The following is a 24,001-nucleotide window of genomic DNA, read 5'->3' as shown; positions in this document are numbered from 1 at the left end:
TCATAGACTTACCTCCATGTAGTGGTATCAAAAGTTGAGACTCAACCTTTGATACTCGTATTAGAAATATAGTCTATTGTCACACACTTTTCCTTTACAGTCGAGGTACGGACTATCTACCGTTTACCATTTATCCCCAAATGTATTATTAACGCCCAAAATAAAAACATCAGAATCCTGTTTTATCCAGAATCCTGATGCTTTCCTTCACCCTAACGCAGATACACCTTATATTCATGATGCGGAATTTGTTCCTCTTTTGGCGGAAGCTTCATATAATCCCCATAGTGACACCGTAAAAATTCATCATACCCAACCGGAACTTTTACCTTTAGATTTTCAAAATCCATATAAAGATAATCATCAAACCATTTCTTTTCATACAAAGTCAGTCCTGAATCCCATGTCATCTCTGCAATGTACCGGCTCTCATCTATATCATACAGATTTTTGAACGCTTCCAATTGATCCAGGAAATACTTTGATCCTCTGATCTTAGCATACAATCTTACAAAATACTTGATCACCGATCTGTACCATTTATGATACGTTGACCTGGTATAGTGATCATCAATGCTCCATAATGTGATTCGAAACAAATTGCTTTTTTTCTTTTTGACTCTTTTCATTACCTGTTCCGCATTCGTTCCAGCACCATCGATTGGATAAATGTCAATAAAAATACCGGAATCATATCCCTGAACATTGTCATATACTGCCTGATAATCCATATTATTTAATCTTGCAATATTGTAAGGATATTTTTCCTCACTTTCTCTGGTAAGTAATTTGTAAGGGCTCATTTCCTTTTGATGCTTTGTGCAATAATCGCAAAATTTTTCATAATCGTTCCGCAGCATAACAACATCAAAATCATCATCCCAGGGAATAAAACCTTTATGCCGAACTACTCCAATCAAAGAACCATATGCCACATAATAATTAACATGAATCTCATCACAGATCTCTATCAATTTTTTCACAATATCCAGTGTAACCTGATGAATCTGCTCAATATTTAATTCTTCTCTGCTCTCACTTGACATCATCTTGCAATTCCCTTCTGATCCATTATTTTTTCAGCAATTTCGATAATATGTTTCTGCTTTTATATCCTGCAATCGCAAGGACTCCGCCCAATAAAACAATAAATAAAACTCTGAGTTTAACATGCGAATATAAGAGTGAGCTTACAATCGCCAGAAGCACAAACACAATTGCCGGTCCCCATATAAAATAAACATTAAATGGAATTTGTTTCTCCTCTTCTTTGGAAACACGATACATCAGATAATAATGTATCATTGCATAAGCAATATAGCAGGCAAGCGTAGTATAACCTGCAGCAACCATTCCATATATGGCAATAAAATATTTATTCAGGATAATATTCAATACTGCAATCACACATGATGCAAGCATAATAGATTTTGTCTTTTCATAATAAAAAGTAACCGTACTGATCAGGCTGTACATCATGATAAAATAAACACTCATGCAGACCGGCGGAACAACCCAGATTGCGCTTGCATATTTTTCGCCTCCAAGTAAATAGATAAACTCCGGTGCGAATAAGGTGAAGAAAAAGCAGATAATTCCTGTTATCACCAAAATGATCTGCGCCAGTTTTCCAACCTCTTTTTCTTTTCCCTCACTTATTTTCTGATATGCCCACGGTGTAAAGGAACTTTCAATCGCAGTTGTGATAATATTAAGTACCATCGCAATCTGGTATGCAACTGTATAGATTGCTGTTTGAGCACTTCCGCACATCTTGTTGATCATCAGCCGGTCTGCCTGATTCAATACCTGCTGAGATAAATAATGCGGAATCAGCGGCAAATTATAATTCAGCGCATATTTCCATGCACTTGTCCATACCAGTCTGCGGCCTTTGTGCATAATTTTGTAATATACAACGGAATATATCACCACATGCACCAATGCCATGGTATAAATTCTGGCATAGGCCTTACTCTCCGGAAACAGATAAATAGCAAAAACACTTCCAAATGTACTTAAAATGGTGGAAGCAAGTGTAAATCCAACAATATTTTTATACTCATATTCAAATCTGTTTCTTACTGTCCAAAATGACATTGCCTGGGAAAAAATAAGGTCAATAAACATAACAACCGTCACAGCGGTATTCATTCCCAGCATATTGCTGAATGGTTTCCTGAAAATCAGAAAAATAAAAAGGCTTGTCAAAACCAATACCGTTGTAAGAAAAAGCATGGATGACGTATACGCATTCCTCTCTTTTTCATATTTGATCATAGCCTTATTATAGACACCTGTTGCAAGCTGAAAGGTTAAAATTACGGTCAAAATACTTAACCACGAACTGTAAACGCTTACCAGACCGTATTCTTCCGTCGACATCATTCGCGTAAAAATAGGCGTCGTAATAAAGGCAATCCCTTTTTGTACAACGCTGCAAAAAACAAACCACATTGACGCTTTGGCCGGTAGTGGAATTTTTCTATACATATCTAATATATTATTGATTTTTCCAAGTTGTTTTTTCATTTTCATTTCATCCTTACATGATTTATCCATTAAATCTTCTTATCGAAAAGCGGGCAGCGAACATATTTTTCCCGCTGCCCGTCTTTTTAAAATCAGATCAATAAGAATATGTTATTCTTCTTTTCCATTCATAGCTGTCGCAAAAATATTAATTTTGTTTTTCCCTAACAGGAAAATAGCGATCAGTAAGAAAAACACCCAATTAAAGGTAATGTTATACAGAATTCCCTCAAACATAAAGGTAAGCATAAGAACAACATATCGTTTATCAAGTTTGAATGTTCTAACAGCATTCTTAATGTACCAATAATAGTAAACCACAAATCCAATATATCCATACGACCACAGCTGATTTACATAGTCACATTCAATTGACCATTTTTCAAGATCCGGATAAAAATTCATAAGTACAGATTGTGGATATCCCGAACATCCTGGACCATAACCAAACAAATTGGATAACAGATCATTTTTCCGTGTAACAGCCGGAATCGAGGTTAAATAATAAAGATGCGTATTTGCACTTCCCTCTGTTTTGACACGCTCTTTCAAATTCAGCAGATCACTGATCTCAATCACTTTTTCTACAATTGCATTTCCGTATTTAACAATAACAACAAAAAGAACGCCCGTTCCTAAAAGTCCAAAAACAAGTTTCTTCGATGTAAGTCGCATTCTCCTTCTGTTTTTCGCCAGCATAAACTGTAATATCACACATACCATCAAGCCAAGCATAAGTGTTCGGCTTCCTGAAACGAAGCCCAGAATAAGAAATGCTCCTTTTAAATACATATTGTTACTATATATATATCCAAAGGTAACTAACGGAGCTAAATTTCCAGCATTCCAGCACATTCCACTGACTTTTAATCTGCCAAACTGATACTGTGTCGTATATTCTCCCATCATATGAAGAATGTCTTTAAACACCAAACTGTTTAAATCCATACCAAGCATATCAAAAAGAAACTGTGCATATCCCCATATCATCTGAATAACTGCCGAAATATAAACTCCTTTTATATAATATACGAGATACCCTATTCTGTTTTTCGAATCAAAAAATATGTAAACTATGATCAAAAAACATAACTGTATAAAACTTGTTACAATACCATTCTTCCATTGCGCTGGCATTCTTAATGCACAAATCACATAGGAAATCACCCACGTTATAACTACTGCCGTAAAAGCTTTCTCACGGTTTCTTAAAACTTTGATTCTTCCCTGCCAGATCCATTCACCTAATGCCATGCATCCCAGCAATAAAATGCCCCATACATACATTGTTGAAAACACATTTATAATCAGCATAGGAGCCAATATTCCAAATATATACAGAGCCCTGCTATATAACTTTTTTTCTTTAATCATATCATTTGTTTTCTTTTCTTATTCTATTATCCAGGTTTTCTACATTAAATTCAAAAGAACTTTACACCGAATTGAAATACTTGTTCTGCCAAATTTTTCTTTTGTATACGGTTTTGCCAATACTCTTAATCGTTTTATAAAACTCTTATCCATTTCTGAAATAAGCTGATATTCCTTCTTCTGATCTGCACTCATTTCGTTTCCCAGAGCCTTCAAAACTGCTCGTGCATACTCAGCCGTTGAATAATTTTCTTTACAGCGAATCAAATGCATTTTATCCTTAATCCATTTTCTTACTTTTATCTTCTTATGGCTGTATCCTAAAACATTATCACCATGCTGACGATATAATACAAACGGATTTTTTTCAAAATATATCTCTCCTGTTATCAGCGCCACATTCATGGCCATGATATCATGCATACGAATTTCCGAAATTTCTATCATTCGCATTTTCTGCATAAGCGCCCAGTTAAAAAACATTGTGCATCCTGGAACATTGTTGTAGAACATGGATTTGACATCATCCTGAATCGGTTGTTTTAATGCAGAGGGAAGTATAACGTTCAGATTTGCATCTGTTACCTGATAGTCCGAACACCACAGAATTGGCTGTTCGGTATCTCCGATCTGCTTTACTGCCGTTGCTATTTTTTTCGGCAGCCATACATCGTCCTGATCACAGAAAGCATAATAATCAGCTTTTGGGCAGTTTCTGATTGCAAGTAAAAAGCTTCTTGCTGATCCCGCATTTTCTCCTGCATCTATTTTAATTTCAACATGGTTTTTCTTTCCATATTCTTCCAAAATCTGTATGGTATCATCCTTTGACCCGTCATCCCGTACGTACAAAAAGATATCCATATCTTCTGCAGACTGAAATATACTGTCAAGCTGCTGACATACATACTTTTTTCCATTATATGTTGATAATATTATACAAACTCTCATTTTACATAACTCCAGTTCTATTATCCTTCACATTTTTCCAAGAATCACTTTCACTATAAAAAGAACTCTAAGTGTACTGCTGTTAAAGTATACCATCTTCGAATTCAGCAGTTTTATTTTTGTCGATAGATTTCCATTTGCTGCCTTACATATTTTGAATCATTTTCCATATAAAATCTTTTTCTCGACGATTTACCTGCTTCATATAATACACTTTTTCATCTTTGGTTTTTGCATTATACAGCGTTTTTCCGTGATTACAAAGCTATTATATTCTTCCATTAACGGTTTCAGCATCATAAGCTGCTCATAATGTCCCCCGGATGAAGCCAAATTCTCTTAAATGCCACACATGCTTAATTCCGTATTTTTTATTAATCAGTGCTCCTAATCCATCTCGGTTAGAATTTGTATGAATCAAATCAATAGAACTTAAATCCACTTCGTTCTCGATTACCTTAAGTGCTCTATGATTTCGCAAAGCACACCGAACCGCATAATAAGGTCTCAATAACCATTTAGCTATCCTGCGTACTGTTGTGCTCCCTTTTGCTATCACAATCGGTTCATGTCCCGCAATACAGCAATTTAACCCATTACTTTTGCAAAAATCCGATATTATCCCCTCGTGATTAACTACAACTGTATAATCCACATCGTAATTTTCATGTATTATCCTTATCATATCCAACATGGATTTAGGTGCTCCGCCACGCTCATCTTTACCGGCAATCATTAATATCTTCATCGCTACTCCTACTTCAGATTATAGCCTATTAAATAGAACTTTAATGCTATATGTGAGATTCAATCCTTTGTTAAAGAAGTTTACATTTTCCTTATTTAGTAAAAACAGTTTATTCTTTATTGAAGTTCTGTATCCTAGAACAATTTCCGTTAACCGCTTATAATCAGGCAACATTTTTTCTGAATACCCACTATACAATTCTCTCAATTGCTTTTCTATTTTGTACTCTGTCAAGTATTGTTTAACCTGTTTCATATAGGCTGGAATGCTTCTACCAAGTCCTACTGTATTTCCTCCATGCTGGCGATATTGCATATGAGCATGCGGATCAACAACAACATTCCCACCTAATGCAATACATATCTTTAAAATCCAAGTATCATGCATCAACATATAATTAGGCTTGTATGAGGTTACGGCATCCAACAGTGCCCTATTAAATACCCCTGTGCACCCCGCAAAATCCGACATTATAAATCGTGTTTTTAGTGTTCTATTTTTATTTAATTCATGAACAGCAATTGGGTGTAATTCTTCATCCACAAGATTTTGACCGCAATAATACAAATTTGGCACATCCTGATCAAATTTATCTAATTTGTCAACTGCAACCGTCAGCTTATCTAAATTCCAAACGTCATCCTGATCTGAAAATGCAATATAATCCGATTTCTTTTGTTTAGCCTTTAGCATCAAATCAAAAAAGCCATGTGCAACATTCAGATGCTCGCCTGTATACCATTCTAATTTTCCATTTTCTCTATATCGATTTAATATTGTCACCGTTGAATCAGATGACCCATCATCTCGTACCAAAATATCCACACTTACATTCTTCTGCTGAAGTATGCTATTAAGTTGTTCCTCAAGATATTTTTCCCCGTTATAAGTGGCCATTATGACAAGAATTTTTTTCATCCATCCATCCTCAATACAATCCATCTACCAGTTTTTCAAGTTCTTCATTAAACTTTGCATTGTTACTGCTCATACCATGTCCCATGCCAGCAACAATCTGATCATAGTTCGTTATAATATCTCCCAATGTTTCAATATCTTCTACCGGGATAATCGTTCCCATTCTCTGAGCCACGTTTCTCGCAAACTCCACCTGATGATCGTTCACATGCTCATTGAACTGATGCTGACGCGGCACAACAATAGGAGTCTTACCTATCTGTAGTGGCATGATAAAACTTGCCGGGCCACCGTGAGTGATTACAATACGGGCGTCAGCCACATTTTTCACCATTTGCTGATATGGAATCATCTTACTCCACTGACAGTATTTCGGCTCGTATGTACTAAAACCAGTCTGGATAATTACATCTTCGTTTATAACACCGTCTTTCTTTAATTCATCTATTTTCTGAATCAGCCGATTAAATGGCTGCTCATGTGTTCCTACCGTCACAAAAATCATTTTCTCGTCCCCTACTTAGAATATGCTTCCAAGATTAACCGCCTTTGGATAAACTTTTTTCTGCTCTTCCCACTGCACAACAAACTTGTCCACAATGGGGTAAACCATCTTTCCTGTCATTGTCGATTTATCAATTCGATCAAAAACCTCAATATAGACCAACTTTGCGCCCATCATTTTACCAATATAAAAAAACGGGACCGCAACTGCTGCACCGCAGGAAATAATCAAGTCTGGCTTTTCCTTATGTAACACATTCCATGCAATCTTGGTATTCTTAATAAGAGCCTTTAGACTCCGGTTTGTCGGATAATAACAAGGATACATTTTTTCACCTTCGAGCAGGCTTCTTGCATCCTCCTTATCAAATGTAACCCAAAAATGATTCTTATCTTTCCAAAACGGCTTTAACATATAAAGGTGGGTTAAATGACCGCCAGATGAACCCACCAAGCAAACTTTTATATTTTTATTATCTTTCATCTGACTTGCTCCTCTAATTGTCTTAAAATTTAAAAGTGTCTTTCAGTCCCAGCCACTTCTGGTCCTTATCACTCAGATTCAGTGCAGTGCCATCTTTCAGCGTGTAGCCCTCTGCACTTGCACTGCCCTTGTACTCGCCCTTCAACTCCGGCCACTCAATGCCGATTTCCGGATCGTTCCAAGCCATGCCACCCTCGTCATTCGGATGCCAAAAGTCATTAACCTTGTAGCAGAACTCTGCCTCGTCACTTAGGACAAGGAAGCCATGTGCAAATCCTTCCGGAATAAGAAACTGCTTCTTATTCTCGGCCGATAGGGTCACGCCATACCACCTGCCATAGGTCTCAGAATGACTTCTGAGATCAACTGCGACATCAAACACAGTACCGCGCACGGCGCGCACCAGCTTGCACTGCGGATACTGTTTCTGGAAGTGCAGGCCACGCAACACACCCTTTGTAGACATAGACTGGTTATCCTGTACGAAGTGGACGTCGATGCCAGCATCCTTCATATCTTTTTCGTTGTAGGTTTCCATGAAATAGCCACGGGCATCACCGTGAATAGCAGGCTCAATCACGCAAAGACCTTCGATGCCGCCTACATTTTTCTCAACTTTAATCTGTCCCATTTTCTCGATCTCCACTTACTTCTCGATCTCTTTCAAGTAACGGCTCAGCGCATCCTGCCAAGTCGGAAGCGGAGTAAATCCTGCTTCCACCAGCTTGCTCTTATCTAAGCGGCTGTTGAACGGACGAGCCGCCTTGCTCAGACCGTACTCTGCCGTGGTCACCGGCAGGACTTCCGTCTTATATCCAGCCTGACGATAGATTTCTTTCGTGAAATCGTACCAGCTGATATAGCCGCCCTCGTTGGTTGCATGATAATAACCATATTTTTCGGTTTCATTCATATCAACGAGCAGTCGAGCCAAATCGTATGTATAGGTCGGTGTGCCGATCTGGTCATTGACCACACGGATAGTGTCATGTGTCTTTCCGACATTCAGCATAGTCTTGATAAAGTTCTTACCATTCAGCCCAAACACCCAAGCAATGCGGACGATGAAATACTTCTCCAGTGTCTGGCTGACTGCCAACTCACCTTCCAGCTTTGTCTGACCGTATACATTCAAAGGCTTATAATCCTTGCAATCTGGCTGCTCTCATTCACCGCTTCTTCTCTTCCTAAATCCTTATTTCGCCAATCTTTACAAACTTACTTTTATTTTACCACACTGTTTTCTCACCCGCAACATATCTGCCGTTTTTATAGTATAGTTAAATGTATTTTTTTCAGATTAGACTTTTTTTACATGGAACCCTTCTGTCCTAATACAATCAGTACGGTTTTGAACAAAATTTTGATATCCAGCATAAACGACCATTCTGCAATATACTGGGTATCCAGTCTTACAACCTCCTCGAAGTCTGTAATATCACTTCGTCCGCTTACCTGCCACATACCGGTAAGACCTGGTTTAACAGCCAGACGGGCTCTGTGGTGCAGTTCGTATTTTTCCCACTCGTCTACTGTCGGCGGACGGGTTCCGATGAGGCTCATATCACCTTTTAATACATTGAAGAACTGCGGGAACTCATCCAGTGAAGTTTTGCGGATGAAATTTCCAATTCCCTTGCCAGGGCCCTTTTCGCTGCCGATAACACGCGGATCGTTCTCCATTTTGAACATCAGACCGTCGCTGACACGGTTCTGTTTCATCAGTTCTTTTTTCCGTTCCTCAGCATCCATGTACATACTGCGGAATTTGTAGATTTTGAATTTTCTTCCGTTCTTTCCAACACGGTACTGTGAAAAGAAGATCGGACCCGGCGATTTGATATAGATTGCAGGAGCAACAAACAAAAAGATGATTCCTGTCAGGATACATCCTACGAGACCGCCGCAGATATCCATGATTCGTTTCAGAACAAGTTCACCGGCACTTGCCATGTTGATGCATGTAGTGATGACTGTGTAGTTACCCATGCGTTCTACGGTCTGGTTTTTGCCCTGCATCTCGTTGACATCTGCAATTTTTACATGAATCGTGATTCCCATTTCCGTGAAAGCATCAAAAACTTTCTGTGGAATCTCTCTGCCTTCCGGCAGAACAATCAGTACCTCGTCAAACCACTCGCGGCAGACATACTCGGCTGCGTTTGCGAGGCTGGAAACGACTGGCACGCCGTGGATTTTGCGTCCGGTTCTGTCCTGATCTACGAGGACAACGCCGGTCGGGCGGACACCGATATAATCGAAGTCAAGCATGCTTTTTACAACAGACTGTGACTGTTTTTCGGTTGTAATAATCAAAAGGGAACGGCCACTGTGTTCTCCGCTGCCGCGTTTTTTCAGGAACATTTTCCAACCGACACGCATCAGATAAGAAATGATTCCATAGATGACACCAGTTAAAATAATGGTTGCTCTGGAAAACTGATCTCCCTCCCGAATCAGGAACAGATAAAATACACCAAGTACAATGATGTATATCATATTTTTGACTGTTTTTCCAATTTCAGCCAGATAACCGCGCTTCATGACGTTCTTGAACGAATCGTCGAAGAACATGATCATCACCTGAATCAGCGCAAATACAATGGCTTCGTTTCGATAAATCGTGTTTCCATATGGATTCAGACTGTGATGTCTCAGAAAATAACCCATAATAAAAGCAAGCTGAAGGCAGATGATATCAAGGACCATAAAATCCAGGTGCTTCAGCCAGCCTGTAGATGATTTTTTATACATACCTTTCTCCCCTGTCGTACTTCTCTTTTCTCCTAAGATCGTAACAGAAATTTCTTTCGCATAGTTTTTCTATTTTCTTTTATTACCACTCTTGTCAAAACTCATGTCTGTCTTATCGGATTCTACGCAACCGTGACATTTCTGCGCCGAATTTAGAAGCTGATTTTTCTTTATCCTGAGTATTTTATCTCATCTCTACTTATTTGTAAAGATGTGGACAGCTTTTTGGACATACTTTTTTCACATTTTTGTAAAATATTTCATTTTCTATTACTTCATCAGGTCCAATATTTGCAGCGTTTTCATTTTTTTCTCAACATACCGATGCAGGTAAACACGCAGCAGTCTTTCGAGTTCATCGAGAATCTCTTCATTCACTGTAAACCCATACAGCTTCTCCAGCGGCGCCGCAATGATATAGCGGCATGCCAGCACGGTGCCCGGCTGCAGCGGCCATGGATCTTTGATTGTCTTTCCGCAGTTTTGGCAGTAGATGGCGCTGTCGCGCAGGGAGAAAACGGTCAGATTCTCTTTCGTGCCGCACTCCATGCAGGAGAACATCTGCGGTGCTTCTCCGCTGATCGTGATCGTCCGCAGTTCGAAGATACACCGGATCAGGCGCAGGTCCTGTTTTCCGCGGCGGATGGCGTTCATCGTCACGTACAGTAGGTTCAGCATCTGGGTTTCATCGTTTCCTTCCTGACCGAAATATTCGGCCAGTTCCAGAAAATAAAAACCGTAATAAACACCAGGCTGCATCTGCGCCAGGTCGAGGAAGTATTCTTTGATGTTCGCACCAGAGAGGGTGTAGCTGTCGCGGCCTTCGTAGACCTGAAACTCGCCGAAGACGAACGGATTGGAAACGGCCATCAGCGGGCTTTTCATGCGGCGGGCGCCGCGCGCGAAGGCAGTGATTTTGCCGAGCTCCCGGGTCAGGATCACGACGCGCTTGTCATACTCTCCGACCGGGGAGGCGGATAATACCATTCCGCTTACATTGATTGGTTCTCGCATGTTTCTTCCTTATTATAATGCAATATTAGAAATCGAGTTTCTTTTTATCATATCCGAAGTTCTTCACAAGAAAATCGCTGTCGCGCCAGTCTTTTTTGACTTTGACCCAGAGCTTCAGGTTGACTTTCTGCTCCAGCATCTGCTCCAGCTCATACCGCGCGTTGCTTCCGATCTTCTTGAGCATCGCGCCCTGTTTTCCGATGATGATGCCCTTGTGGGAATCACGCTCGCAGATGATGGTCGCGTCGATATCAACGATTTTTCCGTTCGGGCGGTCTTTCATCTGGTCGATCACAACGGCGATGCCATGCGGAATCTCTTCGTTTAAGGCGTACAGTGCTTTCTCGCGGATGATCTCAGCCACGATCTGGCGCATCGGCTGATCGGTGATGGTGTCCTCATCGTAGAACTGCGGGCCGTACGGCAGGTATTTGAAGATGCTCGGAATGATGTCATCGGTATTCTGATGGCGGAGTGCCGAGCACGGAATGATCTCGGCAAACTGGAACAGCTTGCGGTACGTATCGATGAATTCCAGGATTTTGTCTTTCTCCACGGTATCGGTCTTGTTGATAATGAGGATGACCGGCGCCTTGACTTTCTCCAGGATCTCTGCGATATGGCGCTCTCCTGCTCCGATGAAGTTGCTCGGCTCTACGAGCCAGAGAATCACATCGACTTCTTTTAACGTTTTCTCGGCTACATCGACCATGTACTCGCCGAGCTTATTTTTCGCCTTGTGGATACCCGGTGTGTCGAGGAACACGATCTGTCCCTCGTCACACGTATAAACGGTCTGGATGCGGTTGCGGGTGGTCTGCGGTTTCTTGGATGTGATCGCAATCTTCTGTCCGATCAGGTGGTTCATCAACGTGGATTTTCCCACGTTCGGACGGCCGATCAGGGCTACAAAGCCGGATTTATAGTTTGCATTGTTTTCCATTGCTGTTTTGTTCTCCTCATTTATAAGTTCTCTACGTTCTTGAACAGTTCTTTCTCTTTCTGAATGGCTGCTTCGCTTCCGACAACGCAGATATTGTTCTGTTTTAAGGCTGCATCTACAAGGTCTGCCAGTGCATGAATATCATCCAGGGTTGCATCGAGGATCTGGTCTCTCTCCTGCTGGAAATCGGCTTCGGTGATGCCGTTGAACCATGCGCTCTCGGAGGTCTGGCCTTTTGCGGACGGGTTCATCGGGACGTCGAGTTCGCTGATCGTTCCGATGATGTATTTGGTCATCTGGCGCTCTTCTGCTTCGAAATTGCGCACGTAATCGCCGATACCGCGGTATACTTCAAGGGTTCTTCCGACGTTCGGGTCACGGTAGGAAGAAATGCACGCGTTTCCGCCTCTTCCGAAAGCTCCGCCGCAGCCGTAAGCGCCGCCTTTGACACGGATGTTGATCCACAGATAGTCATAGCTCAGCATGACACGCAGGATGCGCAGGGCTCCTGTGTAGTCGTAGCCTTCGCGCTCGAAGTTTCCACAGAGTGCCACGTACTGTACCTGGCCGGAGGTCTGGAAGGCTTCGTTTTTCTGTTCAAAGTCATACACAATGCTGCCCGGCTCCACTTCGTCGGTGTACAGATTCTCTTTGAATGCTGCGATTTTTTCTTCCAGCGGCGCGTAGCCTGTCTCGTCTGCGGTATAGGAGACGGTCAGGTTCTCTTTGCGGAAGATGTATTTCATCAGGGTCTGCAGATTTTTAATCAGTTCTGCTTTTTTCTCATCGAAGTTCTCGTCCAGATCTTTTAAGAGCTGGTAGAAGCCGATGCCTGCGATGCGGTCCTGGAAATTGCTCATCGGGGAGTAATAGGAAGCTGCACGCATCACAGCCGTTGCATTTCCGGCGGAGGACAGACGGTTCTGCAGGCCGGATTTCATGCTGGAGATGATCTCGTGAAGACGTTTTTCATCGTCCAGGCAGGAGGTGTTCAGGATCTCCTCGATCATTTTCATGACGAAATCCAGTTTGTCGTACAGGAATTTCGCGCGGATGCCGAACATTCTGCGGCAGTCGTCATCATTTTCCGGAATGCGGAATACCTGCAGTCCGCAGTTGATGCCGCCGGTCTGTGCATTGATCTCGTTGAACAGTTCGCCGTAGGTGTAGTGTTCGGTGTCCACATAGCCGAGAACGGATTTCAAGACACCCATGTACGGGATCAGATCGTTCGGCACATTTTTCGTATCAAACAGCAGGCTTAAGTAACCGATGCCGTTCGTGAATACGTTGTGATGAAGCACAGTCGTTCCATCGACTTCATGCTCGTCATTGTAAAGTTTGATAGACTCACGTTTGATATCGCTTCGCTTCAGGAGCGGAATCGTCTCGAGTGCTTCCTCGCTCTCCTCTTCTTCCTGATATGCTGCCAGCTCTTTGGTGTCAGCAATGATTTTCTCGATCTCTTCTTTTGACAGGCTCTCTTTGTATTTCTGCAGTTTTTCTGCGGTCTTTGCATCATTTTCTGCGGCAAGACCGGTCTTCGGAACGAGGGTCACGATGGAGGCATGGGTGTTGTCCAGCAGATACGTCTGGATCAGGTTTTCGAAATAGCCTTCTTTTGCCAGTTTTTTCAGCTCATCGTAGATCGCAAGCTGCTGCAGGTAGGCGAACGGTTTGTTCTCGTCGTACAGCCAGCTGTCGAAGACGTCAATGCCGTACATCAGGCCCTTCGGGAAGCTGGAGAAGTCCGCCTCACGGAAACGGAATTCGAAATAGTTGATGCCTGCCTCGAGGGCTTTCTGATCCATGCCGTTTTTCACGATATCCTCGAGGGTGCCGCGGATTATGGACAGGAATTTTTCTTTCTCGTTTTCATCGGCGTTTTTGGCTACGATGGAGAAGAATGGCTGTAAGATGCCGTCTTCGTAGGAGCCGTAAACGTCTTTTCCAATGTGTGCGTCGAGGAGCGCCTGTTTGACCGGAGCTCCCGGGGCATCGAGAAGTGCATACTCCAGAACGGAAAATGCCACGTTTAATTTTACATCCAGACCGCTGCCGATGACCATGTTGTAGGACAGATACGCATTGTTTTCGAGCGGATCGCCGTCAAGTACCGGGTACTCGTGTACAATGTCGAGGGTCTCTGCAAATGGTTTCTGGTACGGAATTTCGGACTTCACTTCTTTTGCATCAAAATGGGACAGATATTTTTCATCCATCCATGCCAGTTTTTCTTCCATGTCCATGTTTCCGTACAGGTAGATGTAGCTGTTGGACGGATGGTAATAGGTCTGATGGAATTTCAGGAAGTTTTCGTAGGTCAGATCCGGGATGCAGGACGGATCTCCGCCGGATTCTACGCCGTACGGGGTGTCCGGGAACAGGGTATTGAAGGTTTCACGCTCCAGGACATCGTCTGCGGAGGAGAAGGCTCCTTTCATTTCGTTGTATACCACACCGTTGTAGGTCAGCGGGCCGTCTTCGCTTTCCAGATGGTAGCTCCAGCCTTCCTGGCGGAAGATTTCGTCGTGTTTGTAAATGTTCGGATAGAATACGGCGTCCATGTAGACGTGCATCAGGTTCTGGAAGTCGGCGTCGTTGGTGCTGGCTACCGGGTACATGGTTTTATCCGGGTAGGTCATAGCATTTAAGAAGGTGTTCAGGGATCCTTTGACAAGTTCTACGAAGGGATCCTTTAACGGGAATTCGCGGGAGCCGCAGAGGACGCTGTGCTCCAGGATGTGGGCTACGCCGGTGCTGTCGGCCGGCGGGGTACGGAACGCGATGTTGAAGACTTTGTTGTCATCTTCGGTTTCGAGAAGAAGCACGCGGGCACCGCTCTTGTTGTGGCGGAGGAGATAGCCGTGTGCATGGATATCGTCAATCTGCTGTTCCTGCAGCAGGGTGTAGGCTTTGCAATGTTCTGCGTTCATATTTCTGATGTCCTTTCTTGTTTTTCTTTATTATTTCCGGTTTTATGCAGTCAAAAACGGACCGCAGTGCCCGTTTGCTGGGATTTTCTGCGGCCCTGTCGGTTTTATTCTTCGTTGTCGGTTTCTGCTGCGGTGTTCTCTGTCTCGTCGACGTGTTCTTTTACTTCGTCGTTTGCAGCGTTGTTCTGTGCATTTTTCTGTGCCTGTGCTGCAGCGGCCTGTGCCATCATTGCCTCAAGGTTCGGTCGGACGCTCTGTGCCTGGGCTCCCATGATTCTCTGGAGCTGTTCTCTGGTCAACAGAAGGTTGAAGCCGGACGGGTTGATGACGAAGCCTTTTGCCTGTTTCATCAGGTACGGCAGAAGGTGCTGGAACGGGATGGCTGCCAGACGGAGTTTTGCCTGCGGATCCGGACGGAATTTCTGGAATTCACCGATATCGGAAAACAGCGGCTGGAAGATGTCTTCGTTCTGGTTTTTGATGTACGGGATGCGCACGTCTGGTCCCGGGTTGGCCGGATCGAATTCGCCCTGTACCTGGGAGATGTCGATGGCAAGGATGAATTTGCTTCGCATCAGGTTGACAAGCATTTCTTCTTCGAGTTCACGCAGGTGCTGCATGCGCTCGGCATCGTCTCTTCTCTGGTTTGGTTTTCTGAGTTCCTGCAGAAAGTATACGACTGTGAGCTGTACGCCCGGGTTCAGAACCGGGAGGTGCTGTTTGTTCATTTTCTCCATGTCTGGTTTCGGGAAGATCTGCTCGAGCTCGATGCGGCGGGTCTGGTCGCCTTCGTGGAAGATGACCATGTTGACGCCTTCGGCGTAGAGGCCCATATAGAAGTTCGGCATCTGCTTGCGCAGGACTTTTACGGTGAGCAGCGGGGTGTTCTTTTCTACATAGGATTTTGCAAACTCCTTGGCTGCTTCTTCTTCGGTAAACATGTATACCTGATCATCAAAGGTTTCCGGATCGCACTCTACGTATGGGAGTTTTGTGATCTGGGAAAAGGTCACATAGATGATTTCCATGCTCTGGAATTTCTTCATGGTGAAGCTGTTGTCTACTGTCATTTGTGGTTGAGTCCTTTCTTCGCTCTTAGAGGACGGTTTATCCTCAAAATATCTATGTGGTATTATATCATACTTTTGATGGGTTGCCAAAGGTTTATTGCTTCAGCTCGCCATTTTTGCGTTCGGATAGATTTTTTCCATCCGGCTGTCCGGAAAACGTTCATCAATGAGCTGCTCTATGGCGTTTGCTGCTGACTCATTGTGGGCACGCTGGTCGTAGCGGGTGAGGGCCAGGGTGGAGACGAGGATGTTGGCGAGCATGAAGATGATCAGTATCCAGGTGATGATGGGACCCTGTTTCAGGGGGATTTTTTCGATCCATTTGGAGAACAGAGGGTAGAGTTTTTTCAGCCATACGACAGCGGCAATTCCCCAGAAGAAGCAGTACAGGAGGTTGATGCGGCCTCCGAGGTTGAAGGGGATGTCGCTGTAGTCCCAGAAAACTTTTCCGAAGACGATTTCGGTGAAGACGCTGCAGAGGTATTCGTAGGCGCCGCCGAGGAAGGTTCCGAAGGCGAATAAAAAGCCGTCGGAGCGGTTTCTGTAATTATAGAGGAACCAGGTGGCGAGGGCGATGGCGAGGCCCCAGACGATGCTGAACGGGCCCCAGACAAGGCTGCTGCGGCTCATCCAGACGCCGGCGGTGATGCGGCAGAAGATGGTCTCGACGATGTCTCCTAAGAAGGCGCCGACGATGAACAGAAGGACGATTTTATAAAAGCTGCATCCCTCGGCAAATACTTTCGATTTTTCTTTCTGCTTCGGAATCGGCTGCACCGACGGGTAGGCGCGCTCGACACGGGCTTCCAGGCAGCGGTACAGACGAACCGAAAGGCGTTTGGTGAAAGCGTCGATCTGATCGTTCATCGCGGTGATGCGCGGCATCTTTTTGGTGATGTGGCGCAGAACGGCGTAGGAACCGACGGCATCGACGGCAAGAATTCCGAACAGGATCCACAGCGTGATATGCATCACGCCGGTTGGCGCCAGATGGAGGAGGGTAAGGCCGAGTGCGTTGCCGAATTTCAGGGCAAGAACACCAAGGATTCCCCATAGTACGGAATACTGGAGGCAGATGTAGCCGTCCATGTTCCATTTTTTATTAGAATAATCCCACCATTTGCCGTGGCCAATACGCTCCAGGACGTGGCCGGCGATCCATTCGGCGGCGGTAGCGATGATCATACAGCCGAGGAACAGGAATACGGGGCTGGACTGCAGCTCGTACAGGTAGCGTGTCATAGCAACGGCTGTGATTCCGTAGATGGCACACAATGGGCCGTTTAAGAATCCTCGGTTTACCATATGTTTCTTTCGAACGGCTGCTACTGCTGTTTCCAGAAGCCAGCCAAGGAAAGCGTAGAGGAAGAACAGACCGAGGTAGTCGTAGATTGTGTAGTTCATCGGGATCTCCTTTTCGTTCTCATTTTTCTATTGTTTATAAAAATACTTCTTCTTTTTATACACTATTTGCAGCCTGCTATTCTGCTATTATATCATAGCTTTTATACAAAGAAAGCAGTTTAAAAGAAGTTTATGCTTCCTTTTTTAAGAAAAGAAGCCACACCCTTTTGGGGCATGGCCTCTTTCTTTGCTCAGGCGGCGGCAATACGTACCGCCCGAAGGTTTATGTTACAGGTTCGGAGTAATCTGAACGAAAGAATTACTCTTCTGCGCCGTACAGTTTTACAAGTTTGTTCAGGTAAGTGTAACGGTCTTTTGCTTCCTGCTCGTTCTTGCCGAACAGTCTTTCTGCTTTCGCCGGGTTTGCACGTTTCAGAGAGTTGTAACGTACCTCGCCGTTCAGGAATTCCTGATAATCTCCTGACGGAGCCTTGGAATCCAGTGTGAATGCGCTCTTGCCTTCTGCAGCGAGTGCCGGGTTGAAGCGGAAGCAATGCCAGTATCCGGTCTGAACAGCGAGCTGCTCCTCGGTCTGTGCTTTGCTCATACCTTTCTTGATACCATGGTTGATACATGGAGCGTAAGCGATAATGAGGGATGGTCCCGGATATGCCTCAGCCTCTGCGATTGCTTTGACTGCCTGATTGTAATCAGCGCCCATAGCGATCTGTGCTACGTATACATAGCCATAGCTCATTGCGATGCTTGCCATATCTTTCTTCTTGGTCTCTTTACCACCTGCTGCGAACTGTGCTACTGCACCAGTCGGAGTAGCTTTGGAGGACTGTCCGCCTGTGTTGGAGTAAACCTCGGTATCGAATACCATTACGTTGATATCTTTTCCGCTGGCAAGTACGTGGTCTACGCCGCCGAATCCGATATCGTAAGCCCATCCGTCACCACCGAAGATCCACTGGGATTTCTTAGCGAGGAAGTCTTTGTTCTTAACGATGTCTCTGCAAACGTCGCAGTCAGCGTCTTTGATTGCTTCTACAAGTTTCTCGGTTGCAGTTCCGTTGGTAGCGCCGCAGTCAAAGGTATCCAGATACTCTTTACATGCTGCTTTTACTTCTTCCGGAGCTTTCTCGGAGTTCATAACATCCTCAACTTTGGCTTTCAGGCCGCCGCGGATTGCTTTCTGAGCGAGAAGCATACCATAACCGAACTCTGCGTTGTCCTCGAACAGGGAGTTGGACCATGCCGGACCCTGTCCTTTCTCGTTTACAGTGTAAGGAGTGGACGGTGAGGAGTTACCCCAGATAGAGGAGCATCCTGTTGCGTTTGCGATGTACATTCTGTCACCAAACAGCTGGGTGATCAGTTTTGCGTAAGGAGTCTCGCCGCAGCCTGCGCATGCGCCGGAGAACTCAAGCAGCGGTTTCTTGAACTGGCTGCCCTTTACGGTATTCTCTTTGAATTTTGCTACAACGTCTGTCTTCTCTGGAAGAGCTGCTGCATAATCGAAGTATTTCTGCTCTGCTTCGTGTGCTGCAAGGCTTTCCATAGCCAGTGCTTTCACACCCTTCTTGCCCGGACATACGTTTGCACAGGAACCACATCCGGTACAGTCAAGCTGGGAAATAGCCATTGTGAAGGTGTAGTCCGGCATACCGGTCATCGGCATGGTCTGGATGCCTTCCGGAGCTGCTGCTGCTTCTTCTGCGGTCATGGCAACCGGACGGATAACAGCGTGCGGGCAGACGAAGGAACATCTGTTACACTGGATACAGTTTTCCGGATTCCATACAGGTACGTTTACGGCGATACCACGTTTCTCGTATGCGGATGTGCCGGACGGAGTTGTTCCGTCTACGTAGTCTGCAAATGCGGATACAGGCAGGTTGTTTCCTTCCTGGGAAGTTACTTTTGCCTGGATGGTATTTACGAATTTAACAGCGTCAGCGCGGCCGCTCTCTGCATGAGTTGTGGTCAGACCTTCGTCTTCTGCATTTTTCCAGCTTTCCGGAACTGCAACTTCTTTGATCTGTTTTGCACCCTCATCGATAGCTGCCCAGTTCTTTGCTACGACATCATCACCTTTACGGCCATAGGTAGCTTTTGCTGCTGCTTTCATGAGTTCGATGGCTTTTTCTTCCGGAATGATCTTCGCAAGCTTGAAGAATGCAGACTGAAGAATGGTGTTGATACGGGTCGGTCCCATGCCGGTCTCAATACCGATCTTAACACCGTCGATCACATAGAATTTGATGTTATGGTTTGCGATGAATGCTTTTACCTGACCTGGCAGATGCTCTTCAAGGCCTGCTTCATCCCATGGACAGTTCAGAAGGAAGGTTCCTCCGTCAACCAGCTCTTCTACCATGTGATATTTGTTCACATAGGAAGGATTGTGACATGCCACGAAGTTTGCTTTGTGGATCAGGTATGTAGATTTGATCGGTTTCTTTCCGAAACGCAGGTGAGACATGGTTACACCGCCGGACTTTTTGGAGTCATAGTCGAAGTAAGCCTGTGCGTACATGTCTGTGTTGTCACCGATGATCTTGATGGAGTTCTTGTTTGCACCTACGGTACCGTCTGCGCCAAGTCCCCAGAATTTGCAGTTGATGGTTCCTTCCGGAGTTGTTACCAGAGGAGCGCCAACCGGCAGAGACAGATTGGTAACATCGTCTACGATACCAATGGTAAATCTCTGTTTCTCTGTATTTTCATATACAGCAACGATCTGAGCCGGTGTGGTGTCCTTGGAACCAAGTCCGTAACGACCTGTGAATACCGGTGTGCTCTCGAATTTGCTGCCTTTTAATGCTGCTACTACGTCCAGGTACAGAGGCTCGCCAAGAGATCCCGGCTCTTTTGTTCTGTCCAGAACGGAAATCTGTTTTACAGTCTCCGGAATTGCATTGATGAGTGCTTCTGCGGAGAACGGACGGTACAGACGTACCTTTACAACGCCGACTTTCTTGCCTGCTGCTACGAGGTAATCGATGGTCTCCTCGATGGTATCGCAGACAGAACCCATAGCGATGATTACGTGCTCAGCGTCTGCTGCTCCATAATAGTTGAACAGTTTGTAATCGGTTCCGATTTTCTCGTTTACTTTGTCCATGTACTCCTGTACGATTGCCGGAAGAGCATCGTAGTACGGGTTACATGCTTCTCTTGCCTGGAAGAAGATATCCGGGTTCTGTGCGGATCCTCTCTGGCACGGATGGTTCGGGTTCAGGGCGTGTTTACGGAATGCATCTACTGCATCCATATCTACCATGTCTTTCAGATCTTCGTAATCCCATGTCTCGATTTTCTGAATCTCGTGGGAGGTACGGAATCCGTCGAAGAAGTTGATAAATGGAACTTTGCCTTTCAGTGCTGCACAGTGTGCAACCGGTGTCAGGTCCATAACCTCCTGTACGCTGGATTCGCAGAGCATTGCGACTCCGGTCTGACGACAGGCGTAAACGTCTGAATGATCTCCGAAGATGGAAAGTGCGTGGCTTGCAAGGGCACGAGCGGATACGTTGAATACGCCCGGGAGCTGCTCGCCGGCAATTTTATAAAGGTTCGGGATCATCAGAAGAAGTCCCTGGGATGCGGTGTAGGTTGTGGTAAGAGCTCCGGCTGCCAGTGATCCGTGTACTGCACCTGCTGCTCCTGCCTCGGACTGCATCTCTGTTACCTGAACTTCCTGTCCGAAAATGTTCTTTCTTCCCTGGGTTGCCCACTCATCGGTATGCTCCGCCATAACGGATGAAGGGGTAATTGGGTAAATAGCTGCTACGTCGGTATACGCATAAGACGCATGTGCTGCAGCCTGGTTACCATCCATGGTTTTCATCTTTCTAGCCATTTGATTTTATCCTCCTTAAAAAATGATGACCAAAAATTACTTTGGCTTTTCTCAGGTTGGTGTTCTGCCGGGTTTCGGTTGCCTCCGCGCTTCGAAAAACCCGGATAAGGGCATGGCAATGCCACTATGTCCAGTGTTTGAATTATAACACCGATTGGGCATTCTGTCCAGATTTTCTGTGGGTGTTCAGGGAAAAATACAAGTTTTTTACAACTTCTGGTAATTCCGCGTCGAATTTCTCGATAAAAAAAGAAGGAACGGCCCGCATATTTTTTCTCTTCTGCGGACAGTTCCTTTGCTTCTTTTATTTCTGATTCTGCGCCTCAATCTGTTCTGCGAGGTCGGTGAGATAAACCCATCTCTCGGTTTTTTCTTCCAGAGCAGCTTCGGTCCTCTCTTTTTCCGCCATCAGTTCGGCGAGCTTTGCAGAGTTGGTGGCGTTTTTGAGCATCTGATCGTCAAGCGATGCAATCTTTTCCTCGAGTGCGGCGATATCGTCATCGATGGTCTCGTACTCGTGCTGTTCTTTGAACGTAAATTTCAGGCGGGTCGGACGGTTCTGCTTCCAGTCATTGTTCTTTGACTTTGCAGGTTCGTCCGCGGACGTTTTGGACGGTGCTGCTTTTGCCGTTTCTTCCGCACTTCCGCCGAAACGGCGTTCTTTTGCTTCGAGGTAATCGGTGTAGCCGCCCTCGTACTGCAGAAGATTTCCGTTTCCGTCGAATTCGAAGATGCGGTCCACGACGTTATCCAGGAAATAGCGGTCGTGGGAAACGGTGATGACGATGCCGACGAATGTGTTCAGGAAATCCTCAAGCACGGTCAGGGTCGGGATATCAACGTTGTTGGACGGCTCGTCGAGGATCAGAACATTGGCGCCGCTCACCAGGACGGATAAGAGATACAGTCTCCGTTTTTCGCCTCCGGAGAGTTTGGAAATCGGGGTGTACTGCATATCCGGTGTGAACAGGAAGCGTTCGAGCATCTGCGATGCGCTGATGCGGCCGTCACGGGTCTGGACATACTCAGCGATATCTTTCACGTAGTCGATCACGCGCTGATTCGTATCCATGTCCGGCTCTTCCTGTGCCAGATAGCCGATGCGGATCGTGTCGCCGATTTCGATGGTTCCCGCATCCGGCAGGACTTCTCCGGTGATCATCCGCAGCATTGTGGATTTTCCGCAGCCGTTCGGGCCAATGATGCCGACACTCTGGTTCCGCAGGAAGATGTATTCGAAATCTTTCATCAGCGTTTTATCGCCGAAGGCTTTGCTGACGTTATGGAATTCAATCGTTTTCTTTCCCATGCGGGTCTCGACAGCATCCATCTCCACGACAGCGTCTGAGGTCGGTGCCGTGCCATTTTTGAGTACTTCGAGACGTTCGAGTCTGGCGCGCTGTTTTGTGCTTCTTGCGCGGCAGCCGCGTTTCGCCCATTCGAGTTCCATGCGCAGGATGCTCTGGCGTTTCCGTTCAGAGGCGAGTTCCATCTCCTCGCGCTCAGCTTTCAGTTCCAGAAAACGGGAATAGTTGGAATCGTAGCTGTACATTTTTCCGTGACTGATTTCGAGGATGCGGTTCGACACTTTATCCAGGAAATAACGGTCATGGGTGACCATAAAGACGGTTCCGCGGTAATTTTTCAGGTAATCCTCGAGCCAGGAGAGCATCGCATTGTCGAGATGGTTTGTCGGCTCGTCGAGGATCAGGACGTCAAAATCGGACGCAAGCACTTTTGCCAGGGCAACCTTGCGGCGCTGGCCGCCCGAGAGGGTGTCGAGTTTTGCATCGTATTCGGTGATACCGAGCTGTACAAGGTTGCTCTGCACCTGCCAGTCCTCCTCATCGCCGGAAAGGGCGTAGGACAGCACGGTGGCATCCTTTGGAAATTCCGGTGTCTGCGGAAGATAGGCCATTTTGAGGTTGTTCTGGCGGATAATCTGGCCGGAATCCGGGGTCTCCTCTCCTGCTGCCATGCGCAGCAGCGTGGATTTTCCGGTTCCGTTGATTCCGACGATGCCGACCTTGTCGCCCTCCTGCAGGCCGAAGGAAGCATCGTCAAAAATCAGTTTATCGCCGAACAGTTTGCTGATGTGTTCGATGTTGATGATATTCATTTGCACAGTTCTGCAACGATCTGGTTGATGACTTTTCCGTCTGCTTTACCTTTCATATCTGCCATAACGGCCTTCATGATGGCACCTTTGTTCTTGGTTGCCAGAACATCTGCGAATTTCTCCTGGATGTAGGCTTTGACTTCGTCTGCACTCATCTGTTTCGGTGCATACTCGCTGATGACGTCATAGCGGAACTGATACTCTGCTTTTAAGTCCTCACGGGATGCCGGGCAGGTATCGATCTGCTCTTTTACGGTCTTCAGCTCTTTTAAGATGACGCGGTCTACCAGCTCCGGTTTGATGTCATCGCGGCAGCCCTCGTCGATGGCTACTTTCTTTGCTGCGGAGATCAGGGAAGAGATGGCCTCTTTTCTCGCTTTGTCTTTGGCTTTCATTGCTGCTATCATATCACTTCTTAAAGTTTCTAATTCCATGGTGTTGT

The 24,001-nt window shown here is 45.4% G+C and carries 18 protein-coding genes and 1 pseudogene; all 19 read right to left on the bottom strand.

Translation table 11 applies throughout. The features are described from left to right. Nucleotides 1-212: 212 nt before the first annotated feature. Nucleotides 213-1,049, bottom strand: a complete 837-nt coding sequence (locus ACY2VW_RS04660) for a LicD family protein (RefSeq protein ID WP_461877230.1) — start codon at nt 1,047-1,049, stop codon at nt 213-215. Between the two features lie 22 nt (nt 1,050-1,071). Then, nucleotides 1,072-2,532: a lipopolysaccharide biosynthesis protein gene (locus tag ACY2VW_RS04655; protein ID WP_461877229.1), complete on the bottom strand. Its 1,461-nt coding sequence runs from the start codon at nt 2,530-2,532 to the stop codon at nt 1,072-1,074. Nucleotides 2,533-2,643: 111 nt separating this feature from the next. Next, nucleotides 2,644-3,906, bottom strand: a complete 1,263-nt coding sequence (locus ACY2VW_RS04650) for a hypothetical protein (RefSeq protein ID WP_461877228.1) — start codon at nt 3,904-3,906, stop codon at nt 2,644-2,646. 39 nt (nt 3,907-3,945) lie between these two features. Beyond that, on the bottom strand, nt 3,946-4,857 hold the full coding sequence (locus tag ACY2VW_RS04645) for a glycosyltransferase (protein ID WP_461877227.1): 912 nt from the start codon (nt 4,855-4,857) through the stop codon (nt 3,946-3,948). A gap of 307 nt (nt 4,858-5,164) precedes the next feature. Further along, on the bottom strand, nt 5,165-5,605 hold the full coding sequence (locus ACY2VW_RS04640; RefSeq protein ID WP_461877226.1) for a hypothetical protein: 441 nt from the start codon (nt 5,603-5,605) through the stop codon (nt 5,165-5,167). Nucleotides 5,606-5,623: 18 nt separating this feature from the next. Then, on the bottom strand, nt 5,624-6,523 hold the full coding sequence (locus tag ACY2VW_RS04635; protein WP_461877225.1) for a glycosyltransferase: 900 nt from the start codon (nt 6,521-6,523) through the stop codon (nt 5,624-5,626). Between the two features lie 10 nt (nt 6,524-6,533). Continuing rightward, a complete protein-coding gene (locus ACY2VW_RS04630; RefSeq protein WP_461877224.1) occupies nt 6,534-7,028 on the bottom strand; it encodes a glycosyltransferase in 495 nt (164 codons plus the stop codon). A 15-nt stretch (nt 7,029-7,043) separates the two neighbouring features. Next, nucleotides 7,044-7,511 carry a PssD/Cps14F family polysaccharide biosynthesis glycosyltransferase gene (gene pssD / locus ACY2VW_RS04625; protein WP_461877223.1) on the bottom strand — a complete coding sequence of 156 codons (468 nt, stop codon included), beginning with the start codon at nt 7,509-7,511 and terminating at the stop codon, nt 7,044-7,046. Between the two features lie 22 nt (nt 7,512-7,533). Beyond that, on the bottom strand, nt 7,534-8,142 hold the full coding sequence (gene rfbC / locus ACY2VW_RS04620; protein ID WP_461877222.1) for a dTDP-4-dehydrorhamnose 3,5-epimerase: 609 nt from the start codon (nt 8,140-8,142) through the stop codon (nt 7,534-7,536). A 15-nt stretch (nt 8,143-8,157) separates the two neighbouring features. After that, nucleotides 8,158-8,673 (bottom strand): annotated as a pseudogene (locus ACY2VW_RS04615) (SDR family oxidoreductase); the annotation flags it as partial. Between the two features lie 149 nt (nt 8,674-8,822). Then, a complete protein-coding gene (locus ACY2VW_RS04610) occupies nt 8,823-10,265 on the bottom strand; it encodes a sugar transferase (RefSeq protein ID WP_461877221.1) in 1,443 nt (480 codons plus the stop codon). 270 nt (nt 10,266-10,535) lie between these two features. After that, on the bottom strand, nt 10,536-11,279 hold the full coding sequence (gene recO, locus ACY2VW_RS04605; protein ID WP_461877220.1) for a DNA repair protein RecO: 744 nt from the start codon (nt 11,277-11,279) through the stop codon (nt 10,536-10,538). A 25-nt stretch (nt 11,280-11,304) separates the two neighbouring features. Beyond that, complete coding sequence (gene era, locus ACY2VW_RS04600; protein ID WP_461877219.1) at nt 11,305-12,222, bottom strand: GTPase Era; 918 nt, start codon at nt 12,220-12,222, stop codon at nt 11,305-11,307. A 20-nt stretch (nt 12,223-12,242) separates the two neighbouring features. Further along, on the bottom strand, nt 12,243-15,158 hold the full coding sequence (locus ACY2VW_RS04595; RefSeq protein ID WP_461877218.1) for an insulinase family protein: 2,916 nt from the start codon (nt 15,156-15,158) through the stop codon (nt 12,243-12,245). A gap of 104 nt (nt 15,159-15,262) precedes the next feature. Continuing rightward, nucleotides 15,263-16,228, bottom strand: coding sequence for an SseB family protein (locus ACY2VW_RS04590; protein WP_158581007.1), 966 nt, complete (start codon nt 16,226-16,228; stop codon nt 15,263-15,265). Nucleotides 16,229-16,330: 102 nt separating this feature from the next. Continuing rightward, a complete protein-coding gene (locus ACY2VW_RS04585) occupies nt 16,331-17,632 on the bottom strand; it encodes a putative ABC transporter permease (protein WP_461877217.1) in 1,302 nt (433 codons plus the stop codon). A gap of 259 nt (nt 17,633-17,891) precedes the next feature. After that, nucleotides 17,892-21,440: a pyruvate:ferredoxin (flavodoxin) oxidoreductase gene (nifJ, locus tag ACY2VW_RS04580; protein WP_461877216.1), complete on the bottom strand. Its 3,549-nt coding sequence runs from the start codon at nt 21,438-21,440 to the stop codon at nt 17,892-17,894. Nucleotides 21,441-21,744: 304 nt separating this feature from the next. Then, the gene (locus ACY2VW_RS04575) at nt 21,745-23,559 is read right to left on the bottom strand and encodes an ABC-F family ATP-binding cassette domain-containing protein (RefSeq protein ID WP_461877215.1); all 1,815 of its coding nucleotides are present in this window, start codon (nt 23,557-23,559) and stop codon (nt 21,745-21,747) included. After that, entirely contained in the window at nt 23,556-23,993 is a 438-nt protein-coding gene (locus tag ACY2VW_RS04570; protein WP_461877214.1) for a GatB/YqeY domain-containing protein, read from the bottom strand. The genes ACY2VW_RS04575 and ACY2VW_RS04570 overlap by 4 nt, the downstream gene beginning before the upstream one ends. Nucleotides 23,994-24,001: the final 8 nt, after the last annotated feature.

The organism is Fusicatenibacter sp., assembly GCF_977045365.1.
Note: the sequence above shows the minus strand (reverse complement) of the source record. Positions and strands in the feature narration are given on the sequence as shown.

Excerpts from the sequence above, each read along its gene's own strand:
- pssD (WP_461877223.1), bottom strand. The coding sequence starts at position 7,511 with ATGAAAGATAATAAAAATATAAAAGTTTGCTTGGTGGGTTCATCTGGC.
- ACY2VW_RS04650 (WP_461877228.1), bottom strand. The coding sequence starts at position 3,906 with ATGATTAAAGAAAAAAAGTTATATAGCAGGGCTCTGTATATATTTGGA.
- rfbC (WP_461877222.1), bottom strand. The coding sequence starts at position 8,142 with ATGGGACAGATTAAAGTTGAGAAAAATGTAGGCGGCATCGAAGGTCTT.
- ACY2VW_RS04645 (WP_461877227.1), bottom strand. The coding sequence starts at position 4,857 with ATGAGAGTTTGTATAATATTATCAACATATAATGGAAAAAAGTATGTA.
- nifJ (WP_461877216.1), bottom strand. The coding sequence starts at position 21,440 with ATGGCTAGAAAGATGAAAACCATGGATGGTAACCAGGCTGCAGCACAT.
- ACY2VW_RS04590 (WP_158581007.1), bottom strand. The coding sequence starts at position 16,228 with ATGACAGTAGACAACAGCTTCACCATGAAGAAATTCCAGAGCATGGAA.
- ACY2VW_RS04610 (WP_461877221.1), bottom strand. The coding sequence starts at position 10,265 with ATGTATAAAAAATCATCTACAGGCTGGCTGAAGCACCTGGATTTTATG.
- ACY2VW_RS04660 (WP_461877230.1), bottom strand. The coding sequence starts at position 1,049 with ATGATGTCAAGTGAGAGCAGAGAAGAATTAAATATTGAGCAGATTCAT.
- ACY2VW_RS04655 (WP_461877229.1), bottom strand. The coding sequence starts at position 2,532 with ATGAAAAAACAACTTGGAAAAATCAATAATATATTAGATATGTATAGA.
- ACY2VW_RS04575 (WP_461877215.1), bottom strand. The coding sequence starts at position 23,559 with ATGAATATCATCAACATCGAACACATCAGCAAACTGTTCGGCGATAAA.
- ACY2VW_RS04570 (WP_461877214.1), bottom strand. The coding sequence starts at position 23,993 with ATGGAATTAGAAACTTTAAGAAGTGATATGATAGCAGCAATGAAAGCC.
- ACY2VW_RS04595 (WP_461877218.1), bottom strand. The coding sequence starts at position 15,158 with ATGAACGCAGAACATTGCAAAGCCTACACCCTGCTGCAGGAACAGCAG.
- ACY2VW_RS04585 (WP_461877217.1), bottom strand. The coding sequence starts at position 17,632 with ATGAACTACACAATCTACGACTACCTCGGTCTGTTCTTCCTCTACGCT.
- recO (WP_461877220.1), bottom strand. The coding sequence starts at position 11,279 with ATGCGAGAACCAATCAATGTAAGCGGAATGGTATTATCCGCCTCCCCG.
- ACY2VW_RS04640 (WP_461877226.1), bottom strand. The coding sequence starts at position 5,605 with ATGAAGATATTAATGATTGCCGGTAAAGATGAGCGTGGCGGAGCACCT.
- era (WP_461877219.1), bottom strand. The coding sequence starts at position 12,222 with ATGGAAAACAATGCAAACTATAAATCCGGCTTTGTAGCCCTGATCGGC.
- ACY2VW_RS04635 (WP_461877225.1), bottom strand. The coding sequence starts at position 6,523 with ATGAAAAAAATTCTTGTCATAATGGCCACTTATAACGGGGAAAAATAT.
- ACY2VW_RS04630 (WP_461877224.1), bottom strand. The coding sequence starts at position 7,028 with ATGATTTTTGTGACGGTAGGAACACATGAGCAGCCATTTAATCGGCTG.